The sequence below is a fragment of the Thermosynechococcus sp. Uc genome (genome assembly GCF_029335995.1).
In the GTDB taxonomy this organism is placed as follows: domain Bacteria; phylum Cyanobacteriota; class Cyanobacteriia; order Thermosynechococcales; family Thermosynechococcaceae; genus Thermosynechococcus.
Window position 1 is genome coordinate 1 of the sequence record NZ_JARJMS020000099.1, and the last position, 20,909, is coordinate 20,909.

The 20,909-nt window shown below is 53.1% G+C and carries 18 protein-coding genes and 1 tRNA gene; 5 read left to right on the forward strand and 14 right to left on the reverse strand.

Annotated elements, in window-relative coordinates; all coding sequences use genetic code 11:
* A partial coding sequence (locus P3X23_RS11100) for a homocysteine biosynthesis protein (RefSeq protein WP_300876719.1) occupies positions 1–1,111 on the forward strand: 1,111 nt, incomplete at its 5' end.
* A gap of 290 nt (positions 1,112–1,401) precedes the next feature.
* A complete protein-coding gene (gene hmpF / locus P3X23_RS11105; RefSeq protein WP_300876721.1) occupies positions 1,402–3,087 on the forward strand; it encodes a pilus motility taxis protein HmpF in 1,686 nt (561 codons plus the stop codon).
* A 3-nt stretch (positions 3,088–3,090) separates the two neighbouring features.
* Here hmpF and P3X23_RS11110 read toward each other — a convergent pair whose 3' ends face one another.
* Positions 3,091–4,143: a tetratricopeptide repeat protein gene (locus P3X23_RS11110; RefSeq protein ID WP_300876724.1), complete on the reverse strand. Its 1,053-nt coding sequence runs from the start codon at positions 4,141–4,143 to the stop codon at positions 3,091–3,093.
* Between the two features lie 278 nt (positions 4,144–4,421).
* Between P3X23_RS11110 and P3X23_RS11115 the strand changes: the two genes are divergently transcribed.
* Entirely contained in the window at positions 4,422–6,416 is a 1,995-nt protein-coding gene (locus P3X23_RS11115; protein ID WP_300876727.1) for an elongation factor G, read from the forward strand.
* On the opposite strand, the gene P3X23_RS11120 is transcribed toward P3X23_RS11115, so the two are convergent.
* Positions 6,413–7,243 (reverse strand): glycosyltransferase family 2 protein, encoded by an 831-nt coding sequence (locus P3X23_RS11120; RefSeq protein WP_300876729.1) that lies wholly within the window; start codon positions 7,241–7,243, stop codon positions 6,413–6,415. The genes P3X23_RS11115 and P3X23_RS11120 overlap by 4 nt on opposite strands.
* A gap of 117 nt (positions 7,244–7,360) precedes the next feature.
* Here P3X23_RS11120 and P3X23_RS11125 point away from each other — a divergent pair.
* Positions 7,361–7,433, forward strand: a tRNA-Glu gene (locus tag P3X23_RS11125).
* Positions 7,434–7,528: 95 nt separating this feature from the next.
* Entirely contained in the window at positions 7,529–8,692 is a 1,164-nt protein-coding gene (locus tag P3X23_RS11130) for a pyridoxal phosphate-dependent aminotransferase (protein WP_300876732.1), read from the forward strand.
* 123 nt (positions 8,693–8,815) lie between these two features.
* On the opposite strand, the gene cobU is transcribed toward P3X23_RS11130, so the two are convergent.
* From cobU to cutA, 12 genes are all read right to left on the reverse strand, one after another.
* Positions 8,816–9,370, reverse strand: a complete 555-nt coding sequence (gene cobU / locus P3X23_RS11135) for a bifunctional adenosylcobinamide kinase/adenosylcobinamide-phosphate guanylyltransferase (RefSeq protein ID WP_300876735.1) — start codon at positions 9,368–9,370, stop codon at positions 8,816–8,818.
* Between the two features lie 16 nt (positions 9,371–9,386).
* Positions 9,387–10,238 (reverse strand): ABC transporter permease, encoded by an 852-nt coding sequence (locus P3X23_RS11140; protein WP_300876738.1) that lies wholly within the window; start codon positions 10,236–10,238, stop codon positions 9,387–9,389.
* A 4-nt stretch (positions 10,239–10,242) separates the two neighbouring features.
* Positions 10,243–11,157 (reverse strand): ornithine carbamoyltransferase, encoded by a 915-nt coding sequence (gene argF / locus P3X23_RS11145; RefSeq protein ID WP_300876741.1) that lies wholly within the window; start codon positions 11,155–11,157, stop codon positions 10,243–10,245.
* Between the two features lie 540 nt (positions 11,158–11,697).
* The gene (plsY, locus tag P3X23_RS11150; protein WP_300876744.1) at positions 11,698–12,333 is read right to left on the reverse strand and encodes a glycerol-3-phosphate 1-O-acyltransferase PlsY; all 636 of its coding nucleotides are present in this window, start codon (positions 12,331–12,333) and stop codon (positions 11,698–11,700) included.
* Positions 12,334–12,357: 24 nt separating this feature from the next.
* On the reverse strand, positions 12,358–13,308 hold the full coding sequence (locus P3X23_RS11155) for a DUF3086 domain-containing protein (RefSeq protein ID WP_300876747.1): 951 nt from the start codon (positions 13,306–13,308) through the stop codon (positions 12,358–12,360).
* Positions 13,309–13,315: 7 nt separating this feature from the next.
* Positions 13,316–13,720 carry a DUF3119 family protein gene (locus P3X23_RS11160; RefSeq protein ID WP_300876750.1) on the reverse strand — a complete coding sequence of 135 codons (405 nt, stop codon included), beginning with the start codon at positions 13,718–13,720 and terminating at the stop codon, positions 13,316–13,318.
* Positions 13,721–13,724: 4 nt separating this feature from the next.
* Positions 13,725–15,119 (reverse strand): hypothetical protein, encoded by a 1,395-nt coding sequence (locus P3X23_RS11165; RefSeq protein WP_300876755.1) that lies wholly within the window; start codon positions 15,117–15,119, stop codon positions 13,725–13,727.
* A gap of 70 nt (positions 15,120–15,189) precedes the next feature.
* Positions 15,190–15,894 (reverse strand): biotin--[acetyl-CoA-carboxylase] ligase, encoded by a 705-nt coding sequence (locus P3X23_RS11170; RefSeq protein ID WP_300876758.1) that lies wholly within the window; start codon positions 15,892–15,894, stop codon positions 15,190–15,192.
* A 9-nt stretch (positions 15,895–15,903) separates the two neighbouring features.
* A complete protein-coding gene (locus tag P3X23_RS11175) occupies positions 15,904–17,454 on the reverse strand; it encodes an NYN domain-containing protein (RefSeq protein WP_300876761.1) in 1,551 nt (516 codons plus the stop codon).
* Between the two features lie 84 nt (positions 17,455–17,538).
* Positions 17,539–18,996, reverse strand: coding sequence for a glycosyl hydrolase family 57 (locus P3X23_RS11180; protein WP_300876763.1), 1,458 nt, complete (start codon positions 18,994–18,996; stop codon positions 17,539–17,541).
* 3 nt (positions 18,997–18,999) lie between these two features.
* Positions 19,000–20,181 carry an FtsX-like permease family protein gene (locus P3X23_RS11185; protein WP_300876766.1) on the reverse strand — a complete coding sequence of 394 codons (1,182 nt, stop codon included), beginning with the start codon at positions 20,179–20,181 and terminating at the stop codon, positions 19,000–19,002.
* Positions 20,182–20,551: 370 nt separating this feature from the next.
* Positions 20,552–20,872 carry a divalent-cation tolerance protein CutA gene (gene cutA, locus P3X23_RS11190; protein WP_300876768.1) on the reverse strand — a complete coding sequence of 107 codons (321 nt, stop codon included), beginning with the start codon at positions 20,870–20,872 and terminating at the stop codon, positions 20,552–20,554.
* Positions 20,873–20,909: the final 37 nt, after the last annotated feature.

Sequence of the window (20,909 nt, forward strand, 5' to 3'; positions counted from 1 at the left end):
TGAAAGCCTGAGCATTGCTGAAGCCACCCGCCAAGTAGATGTGGTTACGACGGGTACGTTTGAACCCATGGAGTCTTCAGGGGCAATCATTAATTTGGGGCCAACGGATCCACCGATTAAACTGCGGCAGTGCTGGCTGGACGGCATTCCTGCCTACAGTGGTTTTGGTGCTGTGGATCTGTATTTGGGGGCAGCCCAATCCCTTGACCCGAATTCCGATGGGGGTGAAGTGGATAGTCTGCGGGAACGGGGGGGTGGCCATGTGATTGCCGATTTGATTGCCGGTAAAGCCATTTCCCTGCGGGCAGTGGGCTATGTCACTGATTGTTATCCCCGTGCCAGTTTAGAAACTGTGATCAGCAAAGAGACGATCAACCAGTTCTATCTCTACAACCCCCGTAATCTTTATCAAAATTTTATTGTTGGCGTAAATGGGGGCGATCGCCCCCTCTATACCTACCTTGGACCACTACAACCGCAACTGGGCAACGCCGTCTATGCCTGTGGCGGTGCCCTCTCGCCTCTGCTGAACGATCCCTACTTGCGACTAGTGGGAATTGGCACGCGCATTTTTCTCGGCGGCGGCATTGGCTATGTGGCGTGGGAAGGCACCCAACACTTCCCTTTGCAAAAACGGTTAGCCAACGACACACCCATTGGACCAGCCGCCACCCTTGCCCTTATTGGCGATGCCAAACAAATGGATCCCTTTTGGGTGCGGGGTTGCTATTTCAAGCACTATGGGGCTTCTCTGATGCTGGGGGTAGGTGTTCCGCTGCCGGTGCTAGATCAAGAGGTCATTGCCCGCTGCGCGATTCGCGATGAAGAAGTGGTTGCCCCGATTATTGACTTTTCAATTCCTCGCCGTGTGCGTCCCACTTTTGGCATGGTCAACTATGCCCAACTAAAGTCAGGCAAAATCAAAATTGAAGGTAAAACCGTGCGCACGGCTCCCCTCACCAGTCTCTACTTTAGTCAGCGTATTGCTGAAGTTCTCAAGCAATGGCTCTACAGTGGTCGTTTTACTTTGACAGAACCCATTGCTCCATTGCCCCGCGATCGCACTTTTTTGCCGCAGCAACCTTGGATGCCCGCTGCCAGTGAGGATTAGCCGCCTTTCGGCCACAATCCTGACGCTATAACGACGCTATAATAGATAATAGAATGTAGCCGAACCACCTTGGCCTTGGCAATTTTTTAGTTCCCGACTCAGGAATTCAAGCCCCTGATGAACTCTCACTGATGGGTGTTTAATAGAGATATAGAGTTCTGAATTGTTGCGATCGCTAGCAAACGCAAAGCTGCATTCTTCATGAGCTTAAGTCCGTCATGCGTATTATTACGGTTGTCATTGGTTGCTGTTGTGTGTCAGTCTCAGCGTTAGGGTAGAGGTCAAGGGCTGTGCAGTATCTCGCCGAGGTCATTAAGAAAACGGGTTTCATGGGGACGAAATCCGAATTGAAATTGCTCATGCGTGAGCAGTCGGGTTACTGGCATCCCGTCCCCCAAAACGAAGAGACGATTCCCTTTGACAATAGCCGTGACTACGGCAACGGGGTGCTCGTCTTTGTGGAAATGGCTGCCAACCGCCAAATTCACAATGTGGATGAGGCGTCTCGCCGTCTTACAGGTATCTTGCACGGCTTCACGCGGATGCGGGAGCGCTTCCAAAGCCAAGAGGAAGAGATTGAAGGTTGGAAGCAATCCTTATCCTATCAAGCGGAGGCTCTCAATCAACGGGAACAGGAATTTGAGCAGCGCAAAGAAGAACTGCAAGAACTTGAGGCACAACTAGCGGGCGCCGAGGAGCAATTGGCACAACTCAACAAACTGCGGGAGGAACTGACCGCAGAGGAACAGCGGATTCAAGCAGAGCGCCAAGCCCTTGAAAATTTACGCCACCAAGTGTACCAAGAGCAGCAGCGCTGGGAACAACTTAAATCCAGCCACAGTGTTGGCCTATCACCAGAACAAATTCGCCAAGTGGATTTGATTTTGCAGCAATTGGCAGACAGTCTCAACAGTGGTGGGCGTCCCCAACTCACCGCATGTTTTCAGACTTTAGACCAGCAGCAGGCCTTGCTCAACCAGTACTGGCAGCAACTGGAGCAACTGGAGCAGGAGGTTAGTCAACGTCAAGCTGCCCTAGAGGAGCAACTTCGGGTCTTTCAGCAAAAGGAAGAGACGTGGCGCACTGCTCAAGAGCGATTTTGGCAAGACAATCGGGCGATCGCCCTTCAGGAGGAACTCTGCCGCTACAAACAATCTGTCCTTGAAAAAGAACGCCACCTCCTTACTCAACAGGAGGAAATGATCCAGCAAATGCGCCAAGCCATGGTTAGTGATCTCACAGAGGCAGTGGATGTCAATGCCCTGATGCAAATGCCCATCGAGGAACTTGAAAAAGAAGTGGCCAACCGAGGCAATGACCTCAAGCGCGCCTCTGCCTTTGTCAACGATCAAGAAGAAGAGCTAAAGATGGCTCTAGAGTCCTTGGCAGAACTGGAGCAAAAAGTCAAAGAAGCCAGTGACTTCGATCGCCTCCAACTGGCGGGGGAATTGGAAGACGAACGCCAGCGCTGTAATCTGCTCAATCAGGCTCTTGAAGGCCAGCGGCAAAATATCCGTGAAAAAGAAGCAATCTACAAAATCCACAAGCAAGTGCTAGAGGCACGCAAGGATCCTGCCTCCCAACAGGGCATTAGTCTCATTCCCATTCTCAGCGAATTGGAACGCCAGTTTCAAGAGTACAGTGTGGCCGTCAATCAACTGGCGGAGGAACTACAACAGGCCTATACCGATTTAGAAAGTTTGCGTCACGACCTCGAAGAACGCCGCAAGCTGCAACAGCAGCAAAAAGATCAACTGAACCAAGAAGAACAAATACTGCTTGAAGAGCAACGATTGCTGGCTGCGAAGCGGGGACAGGCAACTCTATTGCGGGAAATTTTACAACCTGTTCAAGATCGCCTCAATCACTTGCGTCAAGCTCTCGAGGGAATCAACCAAACTATCCTCAATGGCCGTCCCAGTGCCCTCATTTCTGAGTTGCAGCAGGTGGTCATGAAACTGGGGCAAGAAGCTTAGCGACTAGTTGTGCTGCCGCATTGCTTCCCGGACTTTTGTTTCCCCAGTGCGGTTATTTTGCTCACGGTAGAGCTTCAGAGCCATTTGATAGGCACTATGGGCCTCCTGCCGTCGGCCTTGAGCTGTCAACGCTTTCCCCAAGCGGTAAAATCCATCGGCATTTGTGGGGCTGATCTGCGTGGCTTGACGATAAATTGCCACCGCTTCAAGGGAATTATCTTGCTGCATTAACAGCTCACCTAAACGGAAGTAGGTGGCCACCTGTTCGGGTTGCAGGGTGATCAGGCGGCGATACATTTGGATGGCGCGCTCTGGTTGATTTGCAGCAACGGCGAGTTCTGCCACCTGTTGAAGTAGATCCGCATCGCGCTGCCCCAAGTTGGCCGCGCGATCAATGGCCTGCCAGCCTTTGCTAGAATCCCCAGCGGCAAGAAGCGCCATCCCCAAGTTGAGTTGAATTGAGGCCTTGCTAGGGGCAAGAGTTGCCGCCTGTTGCAGATGACTGAGGGCTTCAGGGATATTGCGTTGTTGGAACAGCAAAACACCTAATCCCTGTTGAGCTGCCCAATTGCGAGGGTCAAGACCGAGGGCAGAGCGGTAGGCCTGTATAGCGCCTTGGGGATCCCCCATGCGGGCAAGAATCACCGCCAATCCTTCATAGGCTTGGGCATTACGGTTATTGAGGCGAATCGCTTGGCGGTAGGCGGCAGCAGCACCGTGGTTTTCCCCCATCATCCCCAGACTGTAGCCGAGGGCATAGTAAAAATCAGCGTTTTGTTGATCTAGCTCAATGGCACGTTGATAGGCACGAGCAGCTTCAGCAAATTGTCCCTGCTGGGCATAGATGTAGCCAATGGCAGAATGCACGCGGGGATTACGGCTCTCGCTCTGGAGCAGTTGCTGATAAATGATCAAGGCTTGGGCATAGTTCCCTGCTTCTACTAGCCGTCGCCCTTCCCGCATCAGCGTGCTGACTTGGCTATTGGCGTGTACTGGCGATGCCATCCAAAGGCCAAGACCGGCAATACTTGCCCATAAAAGGGAATTGAAGCGCATCGTGAGTAGTCCTCCTCGCAAACGTTAACCGCAACTTAATAGTTGTTTACAGTCCCCTTAAGAGATGCTGCAAATTCCACCAAGGGCGATCGCCAAGAGTTAAGAGATCTAGTTAAGGCAAACTACAGCCTTTTTCTAGGAAATACATCAAAGGAAGGGGAGCCTCTCCTGTAGTGGTTTGCACAGTTTTCAAGTGTGTACCACCTGAATGAAAAGGGCTGCAAAGGTCTATTCTGGACAATTTTGACCCGAATGGCAAATCAAAAGGTAGGTGTCCGATGGCAAGACGATGCAACATTGCCCTGGTGGGCAGCTACAACAGTGGCAAAACGACCCTTGCAGAAAGCATTTTGCGCCTTACCCACGCCACCAATGGCAAGGCCAGTAGTCTTCTAGATACCAGTCCTGAGACGCGCGATCGCCAGATGGGGGTAGAGCTGAATGTGGTTCATACCCAGTATGGGGACTGGGAGCTGATCCTTCTTGACTGTCCTGGCTCAGTGGAGTTGCTCCAAGAAACCCTCAATGCCCTAGTTGGTGTGGATATGGCGATCGTTGTCTGTGAACCCCTCAGCGATCGCGCCTTTACCCTCACCCCCCTGTTCAAATTCCTCGATGACTGGCAAATTCCCCATCTCCTCTTTATTAACAAGATGGAGCGTGCCCACGACCCCTACATGGAAATCCTTGCCGCCTATCGTCAAGTTTCCAGCCGTCCCCTTGTACCCCACCAGTACCCCATTTGGCAGGGGGATGATCTTTTAGGCTACATTGACTTGGTAACGGAGCAGGCCTATCACTACCATGCAGGGGCAGCGGCAGATTTAGTCTCTTTTCCTTCGGAACTGCAAGCCGTTGAACAGGCTGCCCGGGCGGAGCTACTGGAGGCTTTAGCCAACTATGACGATCACCTCCTAGAGGAACTCCTTGAGGAGATTGCGCCGCCGCAAAGTGAAATCATAGCAGACCTGCGCTGGGAGTTGGGAGCCGATTTAATTGTGCCCGTCTTCTTTGGCAGTGCGCAAATGGACTACGGTGTACGTCCTCTATTGGCGGCTCTTGATCGCGAAGCACCCAATGCCACAGAAACTGCTGCCCATCGCCAGATCAAGGGCGAGGAGCCTCTTGCCCAAGTACTGAAGACCTTCTATCTACCTCAAGGAGGCGGCAAACTCTCCCTCGTGCGGGTATGGCAGGGCACATTGACCGATGGTATGAGCCTGAATGGGGTGCGCGTGGGCGGCATCTACCGTGCCCAGGGCCCACAGCTAGAATCCCTGGGGCAGGCAACAGCAGGTGACCTTGTTCTTTTGGCGCGGCTAGAGGGTATTCGTACAGGTGAGACCCTCAGTGTCAGTGGTCAGGCGGCACCTTTGCCCTGCGCGCCACAACTGGAACCTGTCTATGGCTTGGCTATTACCCCCAGTAAACGCAGTGATGAGGTAAAGCTCACCAGTGCGTTGCAAAAACTGCTGGAGGAAGACCCGGCGCTGCACTGGGAACAGCATGGCGATACCCATGAGATTATTCTCTGGGGACAGGGTGAGATTCACTTGCAGATTGCCCTCGATCGCCTGCGCCGTAAATATAACCTACCGATGCAAACCCACTTACCCCAAGTCCCTTACAAGGAAACCATTCGCCGTGGCATAAAAAACAGCCATGGTCGCTATAAGCATCAAACGGGGGGGCATGGCCAATTTGGCGATGTGTACCTTGATATTGCTCCCTTAAAACGCGGCAGCGGCTTCCAATTTAATGAAACCATTGTCGGCGGCGTTGTTCCCAAGCAATATATCCCCGGTGTGGAGCAGGGGGTGCGGGAATTTCTCAACCAAGGGCCTTTGGGATTTCCAATCGTAGATGTGGCGGTGACCCTCACCAATGGCTCCTACCATTCTGTGGATAGTTCTGAGCAGGCCTTTCGCCAAGCGGCTCGCCTTGCCATGCAGGCGGGAATTCCCCAGTGTGAGCCGCAACTCCTAGAACCAATCATGGCGGTGCAAGTGTGGATGCCCCAAGCCTTTACGGCTAAGGTGATGCAGGCGTTGACGGGGCGGCGCGGTCAGGTTTTGGGCTACGGCAGTAAGGAGGGTTGGCCTGGCTGGGAACAGATTGAGGCTTATTTACCCCAAGCGGAAATGCACGACTTTGTGGTGGAGTTGCGCTCCCTGACGATGGGCACTGGTGGCTTCCACTGGCAATTTGATCACCTTCAGGAAGTACCGGAGAAACTGGCTGCAACGATTGTCCAGCGCCACAAAAAAACCTAGGCTACTCGTTGAGCCGCCTTGGCCTGCAATTCCTGAAGTCGTGTGGCCATAATCTGCTGAATTTGGGCTTCCTGCTGGCGATCGCTGGCATCAAGGTCGTCGGCTACCGTACCCGGAGCGGCTTGGAATTTCTTAAGCTGGCGATCAAAGAAACTGTTGGGAAAGCGGCGGTACTCAACAGTTTGCTGCTCAAGGCGGGCGGTGTGACAAAACTGGTGCAACCAATGGGCATAGGCCACATCCTCAGCCCCATAGCGAAACTGGCGGAAGACCTCATCTTCAGGAAAGCCACCAATAAATTCATGGACTTCGCGGCGCACCGCCAAATTGAGAACCAAGGTGTGCTCTAGGCTTTTGTGCCAGTAGGGATGTAGGCGATCGCGACAATAGACTCCCGTGCGCACAGCACCAAAATAAGCTGGGGCATAGGGTTCCGGTAGGGGCTGATTCAACACCGATAGGGCTAAAAACAGGTGCTCAGGGCGGTACAGATCATCGGCATCACAGAAAAAAATCACCTCTCCTTTAGCCAAGCGAACTCCCATATTGCGTGCAGCGGCAATGCCAATGTTGATTGGCCAGCCCACTACTTGCAGCGGCACCGTATTTGGCCATCGTTTAACCGCCACGTCACAGGTGGAATCCGTTGAGCCATCACTGACAAGGATCAATTCCCCCTCCGTAGCGTAGGGAAAGTGCTGCTGTAGGTAGTAGCAACTGGCAGCAATGCTCTCCAGCGTTTCCGCAAAAACTGTTTCTCCCCGCTGGGTGACCACATTGTAGGCGGGCATCACAATGGAGAAGGAACGTAGGCCAGCAAGTTCCACAGCAAGTCCCTCAGGAATCTTCCTTATTTTCTTCCTAGGAGGAGGGTTCATGCAAAAGTTTCCTAGGGTGTTGACAAAAGCTTAGTCCATTCGCTACATTAACTAATGCTGAGCCTTGCCCCCATCGTCTAGAGGCCTAGGACACCTCCCTTTCACGGAGGCGACGGGGATTCGAATTCCCCTGGGGGTATCCCAAGCAACAGTCTCAACGCCAACCCCGAATATTTGGTTCACCGATGCCCGGCCAAAGTGCCACAATACGGAAAGTAGTGCAGGAGACAAAGGATGGACTGGGCAACGCGGGTGATGCGGGTCACACCGTCGGCAACATTGGCAATTGATGCCAAAGCCAAGGCAATGCGCGGGAGCGGAGAAGATATCTGTAGCTTCAGTGCTGGTGAACCCGATTTTGACACCCCTGCCCATATCCGTGAGGCTGCAAAAACTGCCCTCGATCAAGGCAAAACTCGCTACGGTCCTGCAGCGGGGGAACCGGCCTTACGGCAGGCGATCGCCACCAAGCTCAACAAAGATAATCAGCTGCCCTATCGTGCTGAAAATATTCTCGTCACCAATGGCGGCAAGCAGGCTCTCTTTAACCTGATGCTAGCCCTGATCAACCCCGGTGATGAGGTGATTATTCCTGCCCCCTACTGGGTGAGCTATCCAGAAATGGTGCATCTAGCCGGTGGTACGCCCGTGATTGTGGCAACCACACCGCAGAATGGTTATCGGATTACTCCAGCTCAACTGGAGGATGCGATTACGCCGAAAACACGGCTCTTTGTTCTCAACTCCCCCAGCAACCCCACGGGCATGGTCTATACACCCGCAGAAATTCGTGAGCTAGCGGCAGTGATTGTGCGGCATCAACTGTGGGTGGTTTCTGATGAGATTTACGAGAAGATTCTCTATGACGATGCCGAGCATCTGAGCATTGGAGCGGTAAGTGAAGCTGCTTTTGAGCGCACCATTGTGTGTAGTGGCTTTGCCAAGGCCTATGCGATGACCGGCTGGCGCGTGGGCTACATTGCAGGGCCAGCGGAGTTTGTTAAGGTAACCACGAAAATTCAAAGCCATAGTACCTCAAATGTATGTACGTTTGCCCAGTATGGTGCGCTTGCGGCTTTGCAAGGAAGTCAAGCCTGTGTGGCCGAGATGGTGGCCGCTTTCCGCGATCGCCGTGCCCTCATGTACCAACGTATTTGTGAGATTCCTCGGTTGCACTGTCTAAAACCCCAGGGGGCCTTTTATCTGTTTGTGGATATTAGCGAAACGGGGTTAAGTTCCGTAGAGTTTTGCGATCGCCTACTGGAGGAGGAAAAAGTGGCCACAATTCCCGGCAAAGCCTTTGGCATGGATGATCACATTCGCCTCTCCTACGCCACGGATTTAGCCACCATTGAAAAAGGCCTGACGCGGCTTGCAAAATTTGTCGAGCGGCTCTAAACCCACAACCGCCCCATCGGCGGGAAAAACCCCGGCATCACTCCGCTGCAATCAACGACTGTGGAGAAGTTCAAAACAACCACTTCCTGCTAAAGAGGGAGTTCCCCTGGACGGTCTGAGGAATTAATTAGCAACCCTCAGACGTTTAAGACAGATACCCCATTGGTGGAGTGGCAGCGCAAAGCCAGCGGCTACAAGATACACTTGCGCCATCAACGGACTCAGGTGCTGGCACAGTTCACCGAGGCGATCGCGAAAACAACGACCACTGGCATAGGCCGGCACCACCCCCCAGCCCACCTCTTCGGCGACGACAATGAGTTGAGCCGCACACGCTTGCACACTTGCTAGGAATTCAGCAACGGTGGCTTGCCATTGATCGGGAGATTGGTCTAGGCAATTGGCCACCCAGGTTCCCAAGGAATCCACAAGGGCACAATGATGAGGCGGCAGGTTACGCAGGAGGGCAGCCAGCTCGAGGGGGCACTCCCGCAATTCCCACTCAGTGGGGCGGCGAACCCGGTGTTGTTCAATGCGCTGTAGCCATTCAGGATCGTCTGGAGGGGCGATCGCTGTTGCAATGTAAATCACCGCTTGCTGACTTTGGGCAGCAAGGGATTCGGCCCATTCACTCTTGCCACTGCGACTCGGACCAGTTACCAAGATGTGATTAGGCATGATTCGACATTATTGGTTAACTGAACCGGCTCGGATTAAGGCGCTCTCCTAGCCCTTCGCCAAGAAGCGATAGACCCACCACAAGAAGTGTCATGGCTAGCCCCGGAAAGAACGTCGTCCACCAAATGCCCACCGACAGCCCATCTAAGGCTTGTCGTAGATCTTGCCCCCATTCTGGCACTTGGGGCGGCAACCCTAAGCCCAAAAACCCCAGTCCAGCCAAGGTCAAGATGGCGTCAGCGGCATTGAGCGTAAAGAGCACGGGAATACTGGGGAGAACATTTACCAAAAGATACCGCTGCAGAATCCGCGGAGTAGAGGCACCAAGAGCACGGGCAGCTTCGATAAAGACCTCATTTTTCAAACTCACAGTATGGTTGCGGACAACCCGATAGTACTGGGGAATATAGGCCACACTGAGGGCGATCGCCGCATTCAGCACTCCCTTGCCCACCACAAAGGCCACGGTGATAGCCAGAAGTAGCCCCGGCAACGTGTAGATCGTATCCATCAAAAAGAGTAGTCCGCGATCCAGCCAGCCGCCGCGATAGCCACTCAGCAGTCCCAAGGGTACCCCTACCACCAGGCTCAACAGCGTTGCCACAAACACCACCTGCAAAGCTGCTTGGGCACCAAAAATCGTGCGCGAAAACACATCATAGCCCAAGCGATTCGTGCCAAACCAGTGCTGCGGCGAAGGCGGCGCATGAATCGGAAAGTCCAGAAATTCTTGGGGATTGGCAAGCCAGCCCAGAGCCTGGCCAAGGGGAGCAAAAACCGCCAGTAACAGAAAAGCTCCGCAAATCACAGCTCCGACTAGCAACAACCGATCTGAGAGGCTGAGTTTGTGCCAGCGGTGGCGCAGCATTGTCCTATCCCAAGAGACTGGCCAGCAGTGCCTTTTGGGCATGGAGACGGTTTTCCGCCTGCTCCCAAACACGGGATTGCGGCCCTTCAAGGACACTGGCGGTAATTTCCTCCTCGCGGTGAGCCGGCAGGCAGTGGAGAACAATCGCCCGCGGATCCGCAAGCGCCAAGAGCTGATCGTTAATTTGGTAGGGTCGAAAAATGGGCTGGCGATCGCTCGCTTCTGCCTCCTGTCCCATACTGGCCCAAACATCCGTGTAAAGGGCATGGGCATCCTTAGCTGCTGCCTGCGGATCCGCAAGAACAGTCACTTCACTCTTACCGCCACTCAATACCTTGGCTTGCGCCACAATATCGGGCAAAGGCGCAAACTGTGGCGGCGATGCCACCCGAATGTTTACCCCTAGGAGGGCACAACCCAAGAGTAGCGAATGTGCCACATTATTGCCGTCGCCAATGTAGCAAAGGGTCAGTCCCGCCAATGTGCCAAAGGATTCCCGCAGCGTCAGCAAATCCGCCAAAATCTGACAGGGATGCTCGCGGTCGGTAAGGGCATTAATCACGGGGATCCGCGCATAGTCCGCAAACAGTTGCAGTTCCACCTGACCATAGGTGCGAATTGCTATAGCATCCAAATAGCGATCCAACACCCGTGCGGTATCGGGTAACGGTTCACCGCGCCCCACCTGTGTGGATTGGGGATCTAGATCAATGACTTGACCGCCCAATTGGTACATTGCCACCGTCAAGCTGACACGGGTACGGGTCGAAGCTTTCTGAAACAGCAGCCCCAACACCTTGGGACACCGGGGAGCTACTTTACCAATTTTCATCTGTGCAGCTAAATCCAGCAGATACTCTGCCTCTGCCCGTGAGAGGTCAGCAATGCTGAGCAAATCACGCCCCCGCAGTGTTTCCATTACAAATCTCCCCACCAAAACTGGTATCCACTCATGGTAGCAACTTCAGAGCCGTTCCAAAGGTATAAATACAACCGTTTTGTGACATACTCCCGACGCTCACGCTTCGTGTCGAGGGCGGGCTTCTCCAGTCTTGCAACCTTTGCATTTTATAGTGAGCCGATGTCCTAGGCTCACTTTTTTAATAGGCAATCCAGAGTTCACGTCTTGCCGGTCGGATCACGCTGGCGGCACTTGGTTCAGGCAAATTCCCCAGTGCTGTGACGTAGCGGCGGGGTTGACCTGCACGACCAACCGCCCAGCTATTCCGGCGTCGGCAAAACTGTCTTAAATCTGTCTCTAGTCGCAGGCTGCAGGTAAACAAGTTCCATGGGCAGTCGGCGCTTTGGATGAGTCCTTGCCAGTGGTGGAGCGGTCGAAGCGGTACATTGAGCAGCAAGATTCCCCTTCGGGAGAGCACGGGGCTTGCCGCCGATGAGCTAAAATATGGGGGGCATTGAGGAACCCCGAGCTTGTCCATAAAGCTGCCTTGGAAAAGAGCTACCCTTCCGAAGCTCCTAACCGTGGCTCTGTCCCTGCCAGGAGGCGCTGAATATTACTCTGGTGTCGCCAAATCACAAAGGCACCGGCAATGACACTAAAGCCAACAAAAGGCCAAGATTGCGTAAAAAGCCAAAACCAGGCGGGCAAGGATAAAGTAGCAGTGATAGAACTCAGGGAGACAATGCGGCTGGCCGCCAAGACCACTAGAAACACGGCAAAAGCGGCTAAGGCTGTGGGAGCATTGAGGGCAAGGAGTACCCCTAAACTTGTGGCAACGGATTTACCGCCGCGCCACCCCAACCAAATGGGCTTGCTGTGAGCTAGCACTGCAATAAAGGCGATCGCCAGCAACACAAATTCAAACCAACTGGCGGGTACTGGACTCCAAGATTGTCCCAAGACCCAACGCGTCAAAAGAACGGCACCTAATCCTTTGCCGACATCCACCAAAAAGGTGATCAGTCCAGGACCTTTGCCCACTACCCGTAGCACATTGGTTGCACCGGTTGAGCCAGAGCCATACTCACGAATATCAATGCCCCGCAGCACTTTCGCTAGGAGATAGCCCGTAGGAATCGAGCCGAGCAGGTAGCTCATGAGCGCCAGCAGTCCAAGGATCAGTGCAGTGGTCACGGGAGCCTCCAAGGGTAACTGAAACTACTCAAAAAAATCAGAGCTACGGCTAGGACGCAACTGGGGTTCAGGGGCAAAACCCAAAAGCAAGGGATATTGCAGGAGCGAAAGGCTGACTTGAGGTTGGGAATCATCAATGAGAATCAGGGGGATGTAGTCCTCCTGTTCAAGGCGATCGGCACGAAAGGCCAAAGCCTCCGCTGATTCAAAAAGTGCCACCCCCTGATCAGGGCCAAAATCTTGACGACTAATCCCCAAGCAATCCTGCAACCCCCGTCGCCAGTCCCCTAGCCGCTCAGGAGAATCGGCTAAGACCAAGACCCGCAACATCTCCCCATAGAAATCCCGCAGGATCGAGATGATTGCCGAGGCAACAAGGATATTTTGTAACCGACTGGGGAGTGATCGCAGGGCACCCCGTCCCCCCAGATCAAAAAACCAGCTTTCGACACGCTCAGCATGAATTTGCTCAAACGTGCGTCGCAACTGCCACGGGGGGCCATAGTAATTGGGGCTGCTGCGATACTGCTCCAGCAAGCGGCGAATCCGATCCGCTTCTTCCTGAAATCCCTCATCAAGAACTAACTTGGGCGGTGTTGCGGCTGTTTCTACTGGAGCAGGGGCAGTTTCCGCCACAGGGGGGGCTGGGGGCAGCAATTCCGTTTCCTCGATGGTGGCAGCCAACTCCTGCATGCTCTTGACTAGAAATTCCTTGAACCCCTGCACCCGAATCGCAAGTTCTTGGGAGGCACCCACAAAGTTGCGCCGTAGCTCCTGCTCAATGCGTTCTTTGCGCCGTTCCAGTTGTTCAATTGTCAGCTGCAAACTTTGTTGCCGCTCTTCTAAGGACTTGAGGCGATCGTGGACAAGACGATGAAACTCTGCATCGAGGGCTTGAATTTCCGCTTTGAGGGCATCGCGCTGGGCTTTGAGGGCTGTGATTTCCTCTGGCGTGGGTTCAGAAAGATCAGTCACCGTAGGGTCATCTGTCATTGCGAACTGGGGAAATAAAGGCTGTGCGTGGGCAGCGTTCTTGCAGGCATTGTACTAAAGTTTTGGCGTCAAACAGAATCGGCAAAAAGTGGATATTGTTGACCTCCCGGAAGTAGAAGAGGATGGGAAAGACTGGCCAAAACACCTCCCAGTGCTGCCATTGCTGATAGGGAAAGTGACGAATCTGTTGGCTACCTCGATAGACATCTAGTGCTGTTGCTGTAAATTCTAAGCGCAGTGTTGCCGCCTGCACAGCCAAAAATAAGGCAAAAAGAGAAATAGGTAAGCCCAGCCACCACCGCAACCACCACAGGGGCAGACCTAACAGCAGAACACCTAGAGGAACAGCAAATGAGGGTTGCAAGCGCACAGTGGCCAAGGAGGTTCCTTGCATGGTTTTACTCCTGAGGGGTAGTTGGCTCTTCCAATTGTGGCAAATCCTCTGGAGTGGCAACCGTTTCCGGTTCAGTGCCTGCTGGAGTGGGTTTATCTACAGAAGGGGAGGGGTTGGAGAGGACTCGCGGCCTGATGAGCACAGAACGCGCTGGGCTTTCTGCTTTCTTGAAGGGATTTAGACGCTGCCAGAAGGGCTTTGGTGGCGCAGGTGCCGAAGGGGGTGTCTCAGTAGCTTTAGGCGTAGCTTTTGGCATTGCCTTCGGCGCGGAAGGAGTCTCTTCGGTGGTTTTCACCGCAGGTTCTAGTGTTGCCTTCGGTGCGGAAGGAGTCTCTTCGGCGGCTTTCACTGCAGGTTCTGGTGTTGGCTCTGGGGCAAGGGGAGCTGGCTCTACGGATTCAACAGTCAGCGGTGTTTCCTCTGTGGTTGAAGTTGGTGCAGATTCCTGAGCAACGGGCGCTTTAAGAGCAGAAGTGGGTTCCTCAACAAAAGGCACTGGCTCTGGGGTAGGTTCGGCAGGCAAGTTGCTGGGGAGTTCTGGACTGAGGCTGCTTTGAAGATTTTTCGCCGCCAGTTCTCCCCGCAGTAGGCGCGAGAGGACATCCTTGCCATTGGGTTGATAGGTGACCAAGCGGGTAATGGGATTGTAGGGAGAGGGAATACGCTGACCATTGCCATCTAGAAGTTCGAGGCGCACCCAATTGTCCCCCGGCTGCAGACCTGTGAGATAGTAGGCTTGCCAGCGATCCACCGTGAAAGACTGGCCATTGATGGTGCAGCGCACTTGCCAGACGTTTTCATTGTTGAATTGTCGATCCAACGGCAGGTTGCTGAGGTAAAAGTCGAGGAGCACAGGTTCAGCGCCATAGGTGCCGGTGGGTTGGTTGTAAGTGAGCAGGGGAAGATTGGCTGCTTGCGTGTCCTCGTCTGCGGTGTAAAGGTGAAAAGTGGTTTGGGCATAGGCAAGGGGAGTTTTTATGCTTTCACCCCATGGATAGACCAGAAAAGCCCGCAGGAGATGGGTCCCCGGCTTAAGGTCACTAAATTCAATAGGCTTGCTCAGATCATAGACACTGCGGCTGGGCAGATCATCCAGCATCACTTCCACATGGGGACCGAGACCAGTGCGCTCATCCTGAAAGATGGGCAATCCTTGGACACTGAGGTTGACGGCGACGTTGCGGCTTTGGAGGGTTTGGTTAGCTTTGGGGCTGAGAATCTTCAGTTGAGGTTCATAGCGATCAAACCAATCTTTCATATCTTCAATGGCTACAGGAGGAGCCACTTCTGCTAGCGAGTCACTGGACTTTGCTGCTGCTTTATCCCCTACTAACCAAAGAAGAACTAGGCAAAGCACTATAGCGATCGCGCGTTGCCAATGAATCTGCCAACCCTTCATGCGCACCTCAGATGGTTGTAGTACTAAGGACAATTTTGGCAGACGGTCTGCCCACTTGCGCAATCAATTCTTAGGAGCCGTAGATTACGTGGCCACTACTAAATTCGCGCACTTCTCCATTGCTAAGGCGCACCTGCAATGTGCCGCGATCGCTAATTCCCACACCAATTCCCTGCCATATCTGTTCCCCTTGGAGAAGCGTCAGCGATCGCCCCCGCAGAAAATCCCGTCTTGGCGCCACCCCCGCCCACTGTTGCTGTTGCCAGCACCAAAGGAGTTCAGCCCGAATGGCCGCCAAGAGTTCCAAGTCCGTAGGGACTGCCTCACAAGGATCAAGCAGCCTATGGAGACTAATGGCTTGGGGAATACCCATGGCCTCAACATCAACACAGCGGTTCAGCCCCACCCCCACCACTAACCAAGGGGAACGGCTTTCGCAGAGAATTCCCGCCAGTTTCTTGCCCTCAGCCATGACATCATTTGGCCACTTTAGTTGCAGATGGCGATCCACTGCTGGCCGCAGCCCACTCAGGGCGCGCATCACTGCTATCCCAGCTTGGACACTGGGGGCAACCATCCCCTGCACCTGCGGCAGGATAAAGGAGGCTGTCAACACACCTTTCGGAGAGTGCCAGACACGGTTGCACTGACCCCGTCCTCGCGTTTGTGCCTGAGTATAGATTACTTGACCAAGATAGAGTTGATCGGCACGGTGCAATGCCCATGTGTTGGTACTTTCACAGGTTTCAAGCCAAACTAACCAAGGAAAGGTCATGGCGATCGCCTATTTGTACACAGAAGCCGATAGTTCAACTAATGCTCGCAAGAGTTCGGGTTTTGGATGTGCCCCCACCCGCTCAAAAAATAGTTGCAGAGTCTGGTTCAGCCACTCCACTAGCGCTGTATAGCCTTCGGGCAGCGTTGTGATTTTTGCACTGACGAGATAGTGATCATCCCTGTGGGCAGCCGGCACTAGAATATTGGCTGCTTGGCAGTTATTCAACGCAATTGCAATTTGACGACAACTAATTTCTGCTGGCGCAGTTTTTGCAATCATCGTGGCCAGTTCCCCTAAGGTGGCAGTGGAATCACCCGCAGGGAATGCTTTGCAATCGCGATGCTCCAGAAGCCACGTCAAAACATAAGCCAAGGCTGTGGGGTGGGCGATCGCCACCCGTGCATGGCTGAGCAGGGCACGATAGGTTACCAAACTATGGAGGGGACGCTTTTCAAAGTTGGCCATCACTAGAGCACTGGGGGGTAAATGCTCCCGTAGGCCAAGGAGTAGCTGATTAGCATTGCCCTGACGATAAAAGACGCAGAAGATTGTATTTTTGCAGACGTAACGCAGGTATTCCGAGAACTTGACCATCCCTAGCTGCAAAATGTCAAAATTGGGCAGCAGAGCTTGCACCGCCCCTTGGACTTTACTAATGGGTAGTCCTTGCGCCCGCAGGAGCTTACCGCACTCTGGATCTCGACGATACCAATTTAGAATCTCCCGTGTTTTGGCGATCGCCCCCTCGGCATGGCTGGTAAGGCTGACACTCAAATCTGCACACAAACGACGATTATCGGCATCTAAAGAAATGGCGGCGGGTGGGATGGTTGGTGCCGGAGCTTCAATAGGAAGGGCAGAACTGGTGACAGGCCGTTGGGGTTTCACCATTGGATCAGGAATGTGAACAAAGGCATCACAAATGGCCTGAAAACTCTTGCCAGCGGCATCTTCGTAGGCACAGCCAATCACCGTTTTGCCGTACTGCCGTAACTTCTTGGCCAAGGAGCCAAAGCCACCATCCCCAGAGACAATCACAAACGTATCAAAACGGTCATCCTGAAAAATTAAATCCACCACATCAATGGCCAATTGAATATCAGCAGCATTTTTGCGATTCTCGTAGGAAAAACCAAAGACCTGTACAGGTTCAATACCCAATTGGTGCATTTCACGGCGCAGCGACCCAAGGCGGGCATCACTCCAGTTGGCATAGGCGCGTTGCAGCAGCACCCGCTCGATGGGGTAGGCTTGGCGAATATGGTCTTGGATGGCACCTAGGGAAATTTTGGCCACATCGGTGGCCTTGATGTTATAGCCTTTAATCAGGTTTTCAATGTCGTAGAAAATAGCAGTGCGGCGCTGGCCATTCCCAACAGTTCGGGTTTCGATGCGCTCAAGCCTTTCTTCTAGCCGTTGGAGGAGATCTTTAAGCTGGGGGGATGGAGAAGGATGCCGTCGATCCTGTACCCAAGTGCCCACTAGTGCCCCGGCAGAACTGACCGCCACCACAGGAAGCGGTTCCCGGGTAAAGGCAACGGCGAGGGAACCCGCCACAATTGCTCCTAAAGGAGGTATGCACCAGTTCTGCCATGCCATAATTTATTTTACAAACTGTTGAAATTCTGAAAAAACTGCCTCTCAAACGCTAGTTTCTTTCAGACGTGCCATTCCGTGATCGCAAATTGTTTTTGCATAGTCCGTCCAGCAACCACTCCCCCAATAGCGAAAACAACTGGTTTGGGAGGTCAGTACATAGAGGAGGGCTTCACGGTAGGCAGGACTTTGGGTGACTTGGGGATCGGCCGCCACTAAAGGATCATAAACGCGGTGAAACTCTGCACTGAGGCGCTCCATGGGTTCGAGAACCGTTTCATAGCCCTTGACCCAACGCAGGTGATTTGTCCAAGAGGCACCCTCCATGGAGAAGTGGGGATTGGTTTGCTCTAAGTGGGCGATTGCTGCCGCAACCCTTTCTGGTGTTATTGGGCTATCTCCTAAAGCCTGCCAGAGTTGATGCTGGTGCACCGCCTGACAACGGGGGAATTGATCGGCAGTCACCCCTTGAGCTGTCAAGAGGGCAAGGTACTCACTGCCATTGAGACCCACCACCCCCGCTTGGGGATTGGCTTTAATCTCATGCCAGACCGGCATAAAGTCACGGGCATATTCATTCATCATCACACCGCCATTTTCGCCATCGGCAATTTGACTCACACAAGGCGGAGAGAGTGATTCTTGCCAGTGAAGAGACAGATGTTTGGCTTGGTGATAGGGCTGCATTTGTGCCACGAGTTTCGTATCCGAGCCCTGGGTTTTAATAAGCACCGTTATTTCCGCCACCTCTCCTTTAGAATTGCGAGCCACAAGCCCATTGGGGACATACTTGGCAGGCAACCCATCCAACTGTTCCACACTGTGCTCCTGTACCAGCAACCAACTGTAACCGCAGCGTTTGAGGCAGCTCACCAAGGTAAAGAGGGTATCTGGATGGTTGGGGAGATGCATTTCCGGCAGCGAAAAGCCCTGTACCCGTTGCAACGCCTCAACACCAAAAAGCGCCACAAATTGATGCTGCCAAGCCCGAATGTGCAACTCAATGTCGGCGATTGGCGTTGAGGGAATCACCGCATGTCCCCAGCAAGTGCCCAGCCACTCCACATAGGGGGCATAGGTAGCCACCGTAATCCGCCGCAGGGCGTCTAGGACTTCCTCTTGTCCCATCTGTTCTAGACCCCAGAGCAGATTTCCAGAGTAATCGAGCCTGATCCGCGGTTGACAACCCTCCGCCACTAACTGGGGAATCCAATCTCCCATGCGGCGATAACACCAGAGAAATTGGGGCGCGTTGTGATTGTCTCCCTCTTGGGGATGCATCAGCATGTCCTGTAAGTAACTCATCAGGCGGCCATCCTCTCCGGCTGGAATTGTCGGCTGGTGCATATGGAGGGCACAGGCAAAGGCCGCGCGAATCGGAGCGATCGCCAAGGGGAGCAGGGGAGGGCGACGGGGCACGTCACTCAACTCCTGTTCCCAACCACTCAGGACAGGTTCACCTTGAGATGAACAGGTGGGCCAAGGGAGGGGAGGACGGGGCATGGCTTAAGCTCGAAAGACTTGGGCAGGATCCAGACGCATGACTTTTTGAACCGCTAACAGGGAAGCACTGACACACATGGCCACGGTGGCACTAAAAACAGCCAAGGCCAATTGAGGGCTAATGATAATTTGAATTGCACGGGTCTGCATTGTCCACATCCCCAATCCCCAGCAGAGGGCTAAGCCAGGTATGTACCCTAACACAGCCATCCATAGAGCCTGCTCAATAATAATTCGATATAGGTACCAGTCAGAGGCCCCCATCGCTTTGAGAGTGCCATATTCTTGCAGGCGATCGCTTACCGAGGAATAAAGAATCTGACTGACAATCACTATCCCCACGACTATACCCACCCCTGCTCCCAATCCCAAAATGAACCCTACACTGGTACTGGCCAACCAATAACGGCGGGTCATTTCACTCAGAGCCGCGCTACTCAGCACTTGATAGTTGGGGAGAGCCGCCCGCAATCGCTCCTGCACCTTGGCTAAATCTTCCCCCGGCTTTGCTTTGACCATGACATAGGTAATGCGGGTACTGGGGGATACCAACGGCAGAAATTCGGGTGTAGGCTCACTGGCATCAAACCGAGGGAAGTTCAAATAAAGGTTTGCAGTTTCCAGCGAGGTAAAAACATAGGGGCTAGAGACGATTGATTTTAGACCGCGCGTCCAGCCAATGACCGTGGCGGGGTAGTTATTTGCTCGACCTTGCTCGCCCACAGCCGTCAGGGAAAGGGCATTGAGGTCAATGCGATCTACAATGACACTGTAGGGTTGTTCTAGATCCGTCAGCGCTGCACCCGCAACTGTTGTCAAAGGTAGCAATGTTCCTGCTGGCTCAATCCCAACCACCTGCACTGGATCGATTGCCTCTGTCTCTGAACGCCGCCACATGGCTGACTGCATCAGAAGCGGTTCTGCGATCGCAACCCCTTCCACCGCTTGGGCATCGAGAACTACTTGATACTCAATGGGCAACGTCAGACCAAAGTAACGTAGCTCGTTAGAGGCAATCCAAAAATCTGCTTGGCTTTTGTTCACCAAGAGAGTGGCTGAGCGACCAAACCCCTCAAGAAGTCCTGCTTGAATCGTAACCAGACTGACCGCAAACGTAATGCCCAGTTGAGCAACGAGAAAGCGGCTAAAGTCTTCTAAAAGATTTTTGCGAGCAAGAGAAACCATTCTTTCATTTTAAGTTTTAGATAAAACCGTGTCTAGGCACTGCCAGCCAGTTGCAAAAAAGCGTTTCACCAAGACCTTAAGCAGCCAATAAAAAATCTTTAGTTAAAAACTCTCGTGGTACCTTTTGTTCTCAGGGTCAGTAAATAGCAACCTGAATCTACATTTGGCCAAAATAACAACACATCAGTGGCCCTATTGCTTTGTATTCTCAAAACCACAGCCAAGGAGGAGGACAGCAGGAGATCGAATCCCTTTAGTCCCTGGCGGGAAAGAATGCCATGCTCAAAGATAGGGGGTAGGTCGTTAATATGGGGAACTTAATAGAAACTTTTGATTTTGGATGCAGACATTCTTAACCTTTAGATGGTTCTTAGGTTTGTTCTTTTACCCAACTCAAGTAGGCAGAGGAACCAGCAATAATGGGTAGGGCAATTATTTCTGGGACTTCATAACTGTGTAATGCCAGTAGGCGATCGCGCACCTGCTCAAACAAAGCAAGCCGGGTCTTAATGAGTAACTGCCATTCTGGATCGCGATGTACAGCCCCTTGCCAGCGGTATATTGATTGAATAGGCAGAATCTGTACACAGGCAGCTAAGTGCTCGGCTACCAGTTGATTGGCTAAAGAAAGTGCTTCAGCTTCCGTGGCAGTAGTGACAATGACCACACAATACTCTGATGTTGCTTCCAAGCTTGCTATCCTCACCTCACTATGTCAATCCTATCTT

Excerpts from the sequence above, each read along its gene's own strand:
- P3X23_RS11110 (WP_300876724.1), bottom strand. The coding sequence starts at position 4,143 with ATGCGCTTCAATTCCCTTTTATGGGCAAGTATTGCCGGTCTTGGCCTT.
- P3X23_RS11115 (WP_300876727.1), top strand. The coding sequence starts at position 4,422 with ATGGCAAGACGATGCAACATTGCCCTGGTGGGCAGCTACAACAGTGGC.
- P3X23_RS11130 (WP_300876732.1), top strand. The coding sequence starts at position 7,529 with ATGGACTGGGCAACGCGGGTGATGCGGGTCACACCGTCGGCAACATTG.
- cobU (WP_300876735.1), bottom strand. The coding sequence starts at position 9,370 with ATGCCTAATCACATCTTGGTAACTGGTCCGAGTCGCAGTGGCAAGAGT.
- P3X23_RS11140 (WP_300876738.1), bottom strand. The coding sequence starts at position 10,238 with ATGCTGCGCCACCGCTGGCACAAACTCAGCCTCTCAGATCGGTTGTTG.
- argF (WP_300876741.1), bottom strand. The coding sequence starts at position 11,157 with ATGGAAACACTGCGGGGGCGTGATTTGCTCAGCATTGCTGACCTCTCA.
- P3X23_RS11160 (WP_300876750.1), bottom strand. The coding sequence starts at position 13,720 with ATGCAAGGAACCTCCTTGGCCACTGTGCGCTTGCAACCCTCATTTGCT.
- P3X23_RS11165 (WP_300876755.1), bottom strand. The coding sequence starts at position 15,119 with ATGAAGGGTTGGCAGATTCATTGGCAACGCGCGATCGCTATAGTGCTT.
- P3X23_RS11170 (WP_300876758.1), bottom strand. The coding sequence starts at position 15,894 with ATGACCTTTCCTTGGTTAGTTTGGCTTGAAACCTGTGAAAGTACCAAC.
- P3X23_RS11180 (WP_300876763.1), bottom strand. The coding sequence starts at position 18,996 with ATGCCCCGTCCTCCCCTCCCTTGGCCCACCTGTTCATCTCAAGGTGAA.
- P3X23_RS11185 (WP_300876766.1), bottom strand. The coding sequence starts at position 20,181 with ATGGTTTCTCTTGCTCGCAAAAATCTTTTAGAAGACTTTAGCCGCTTT.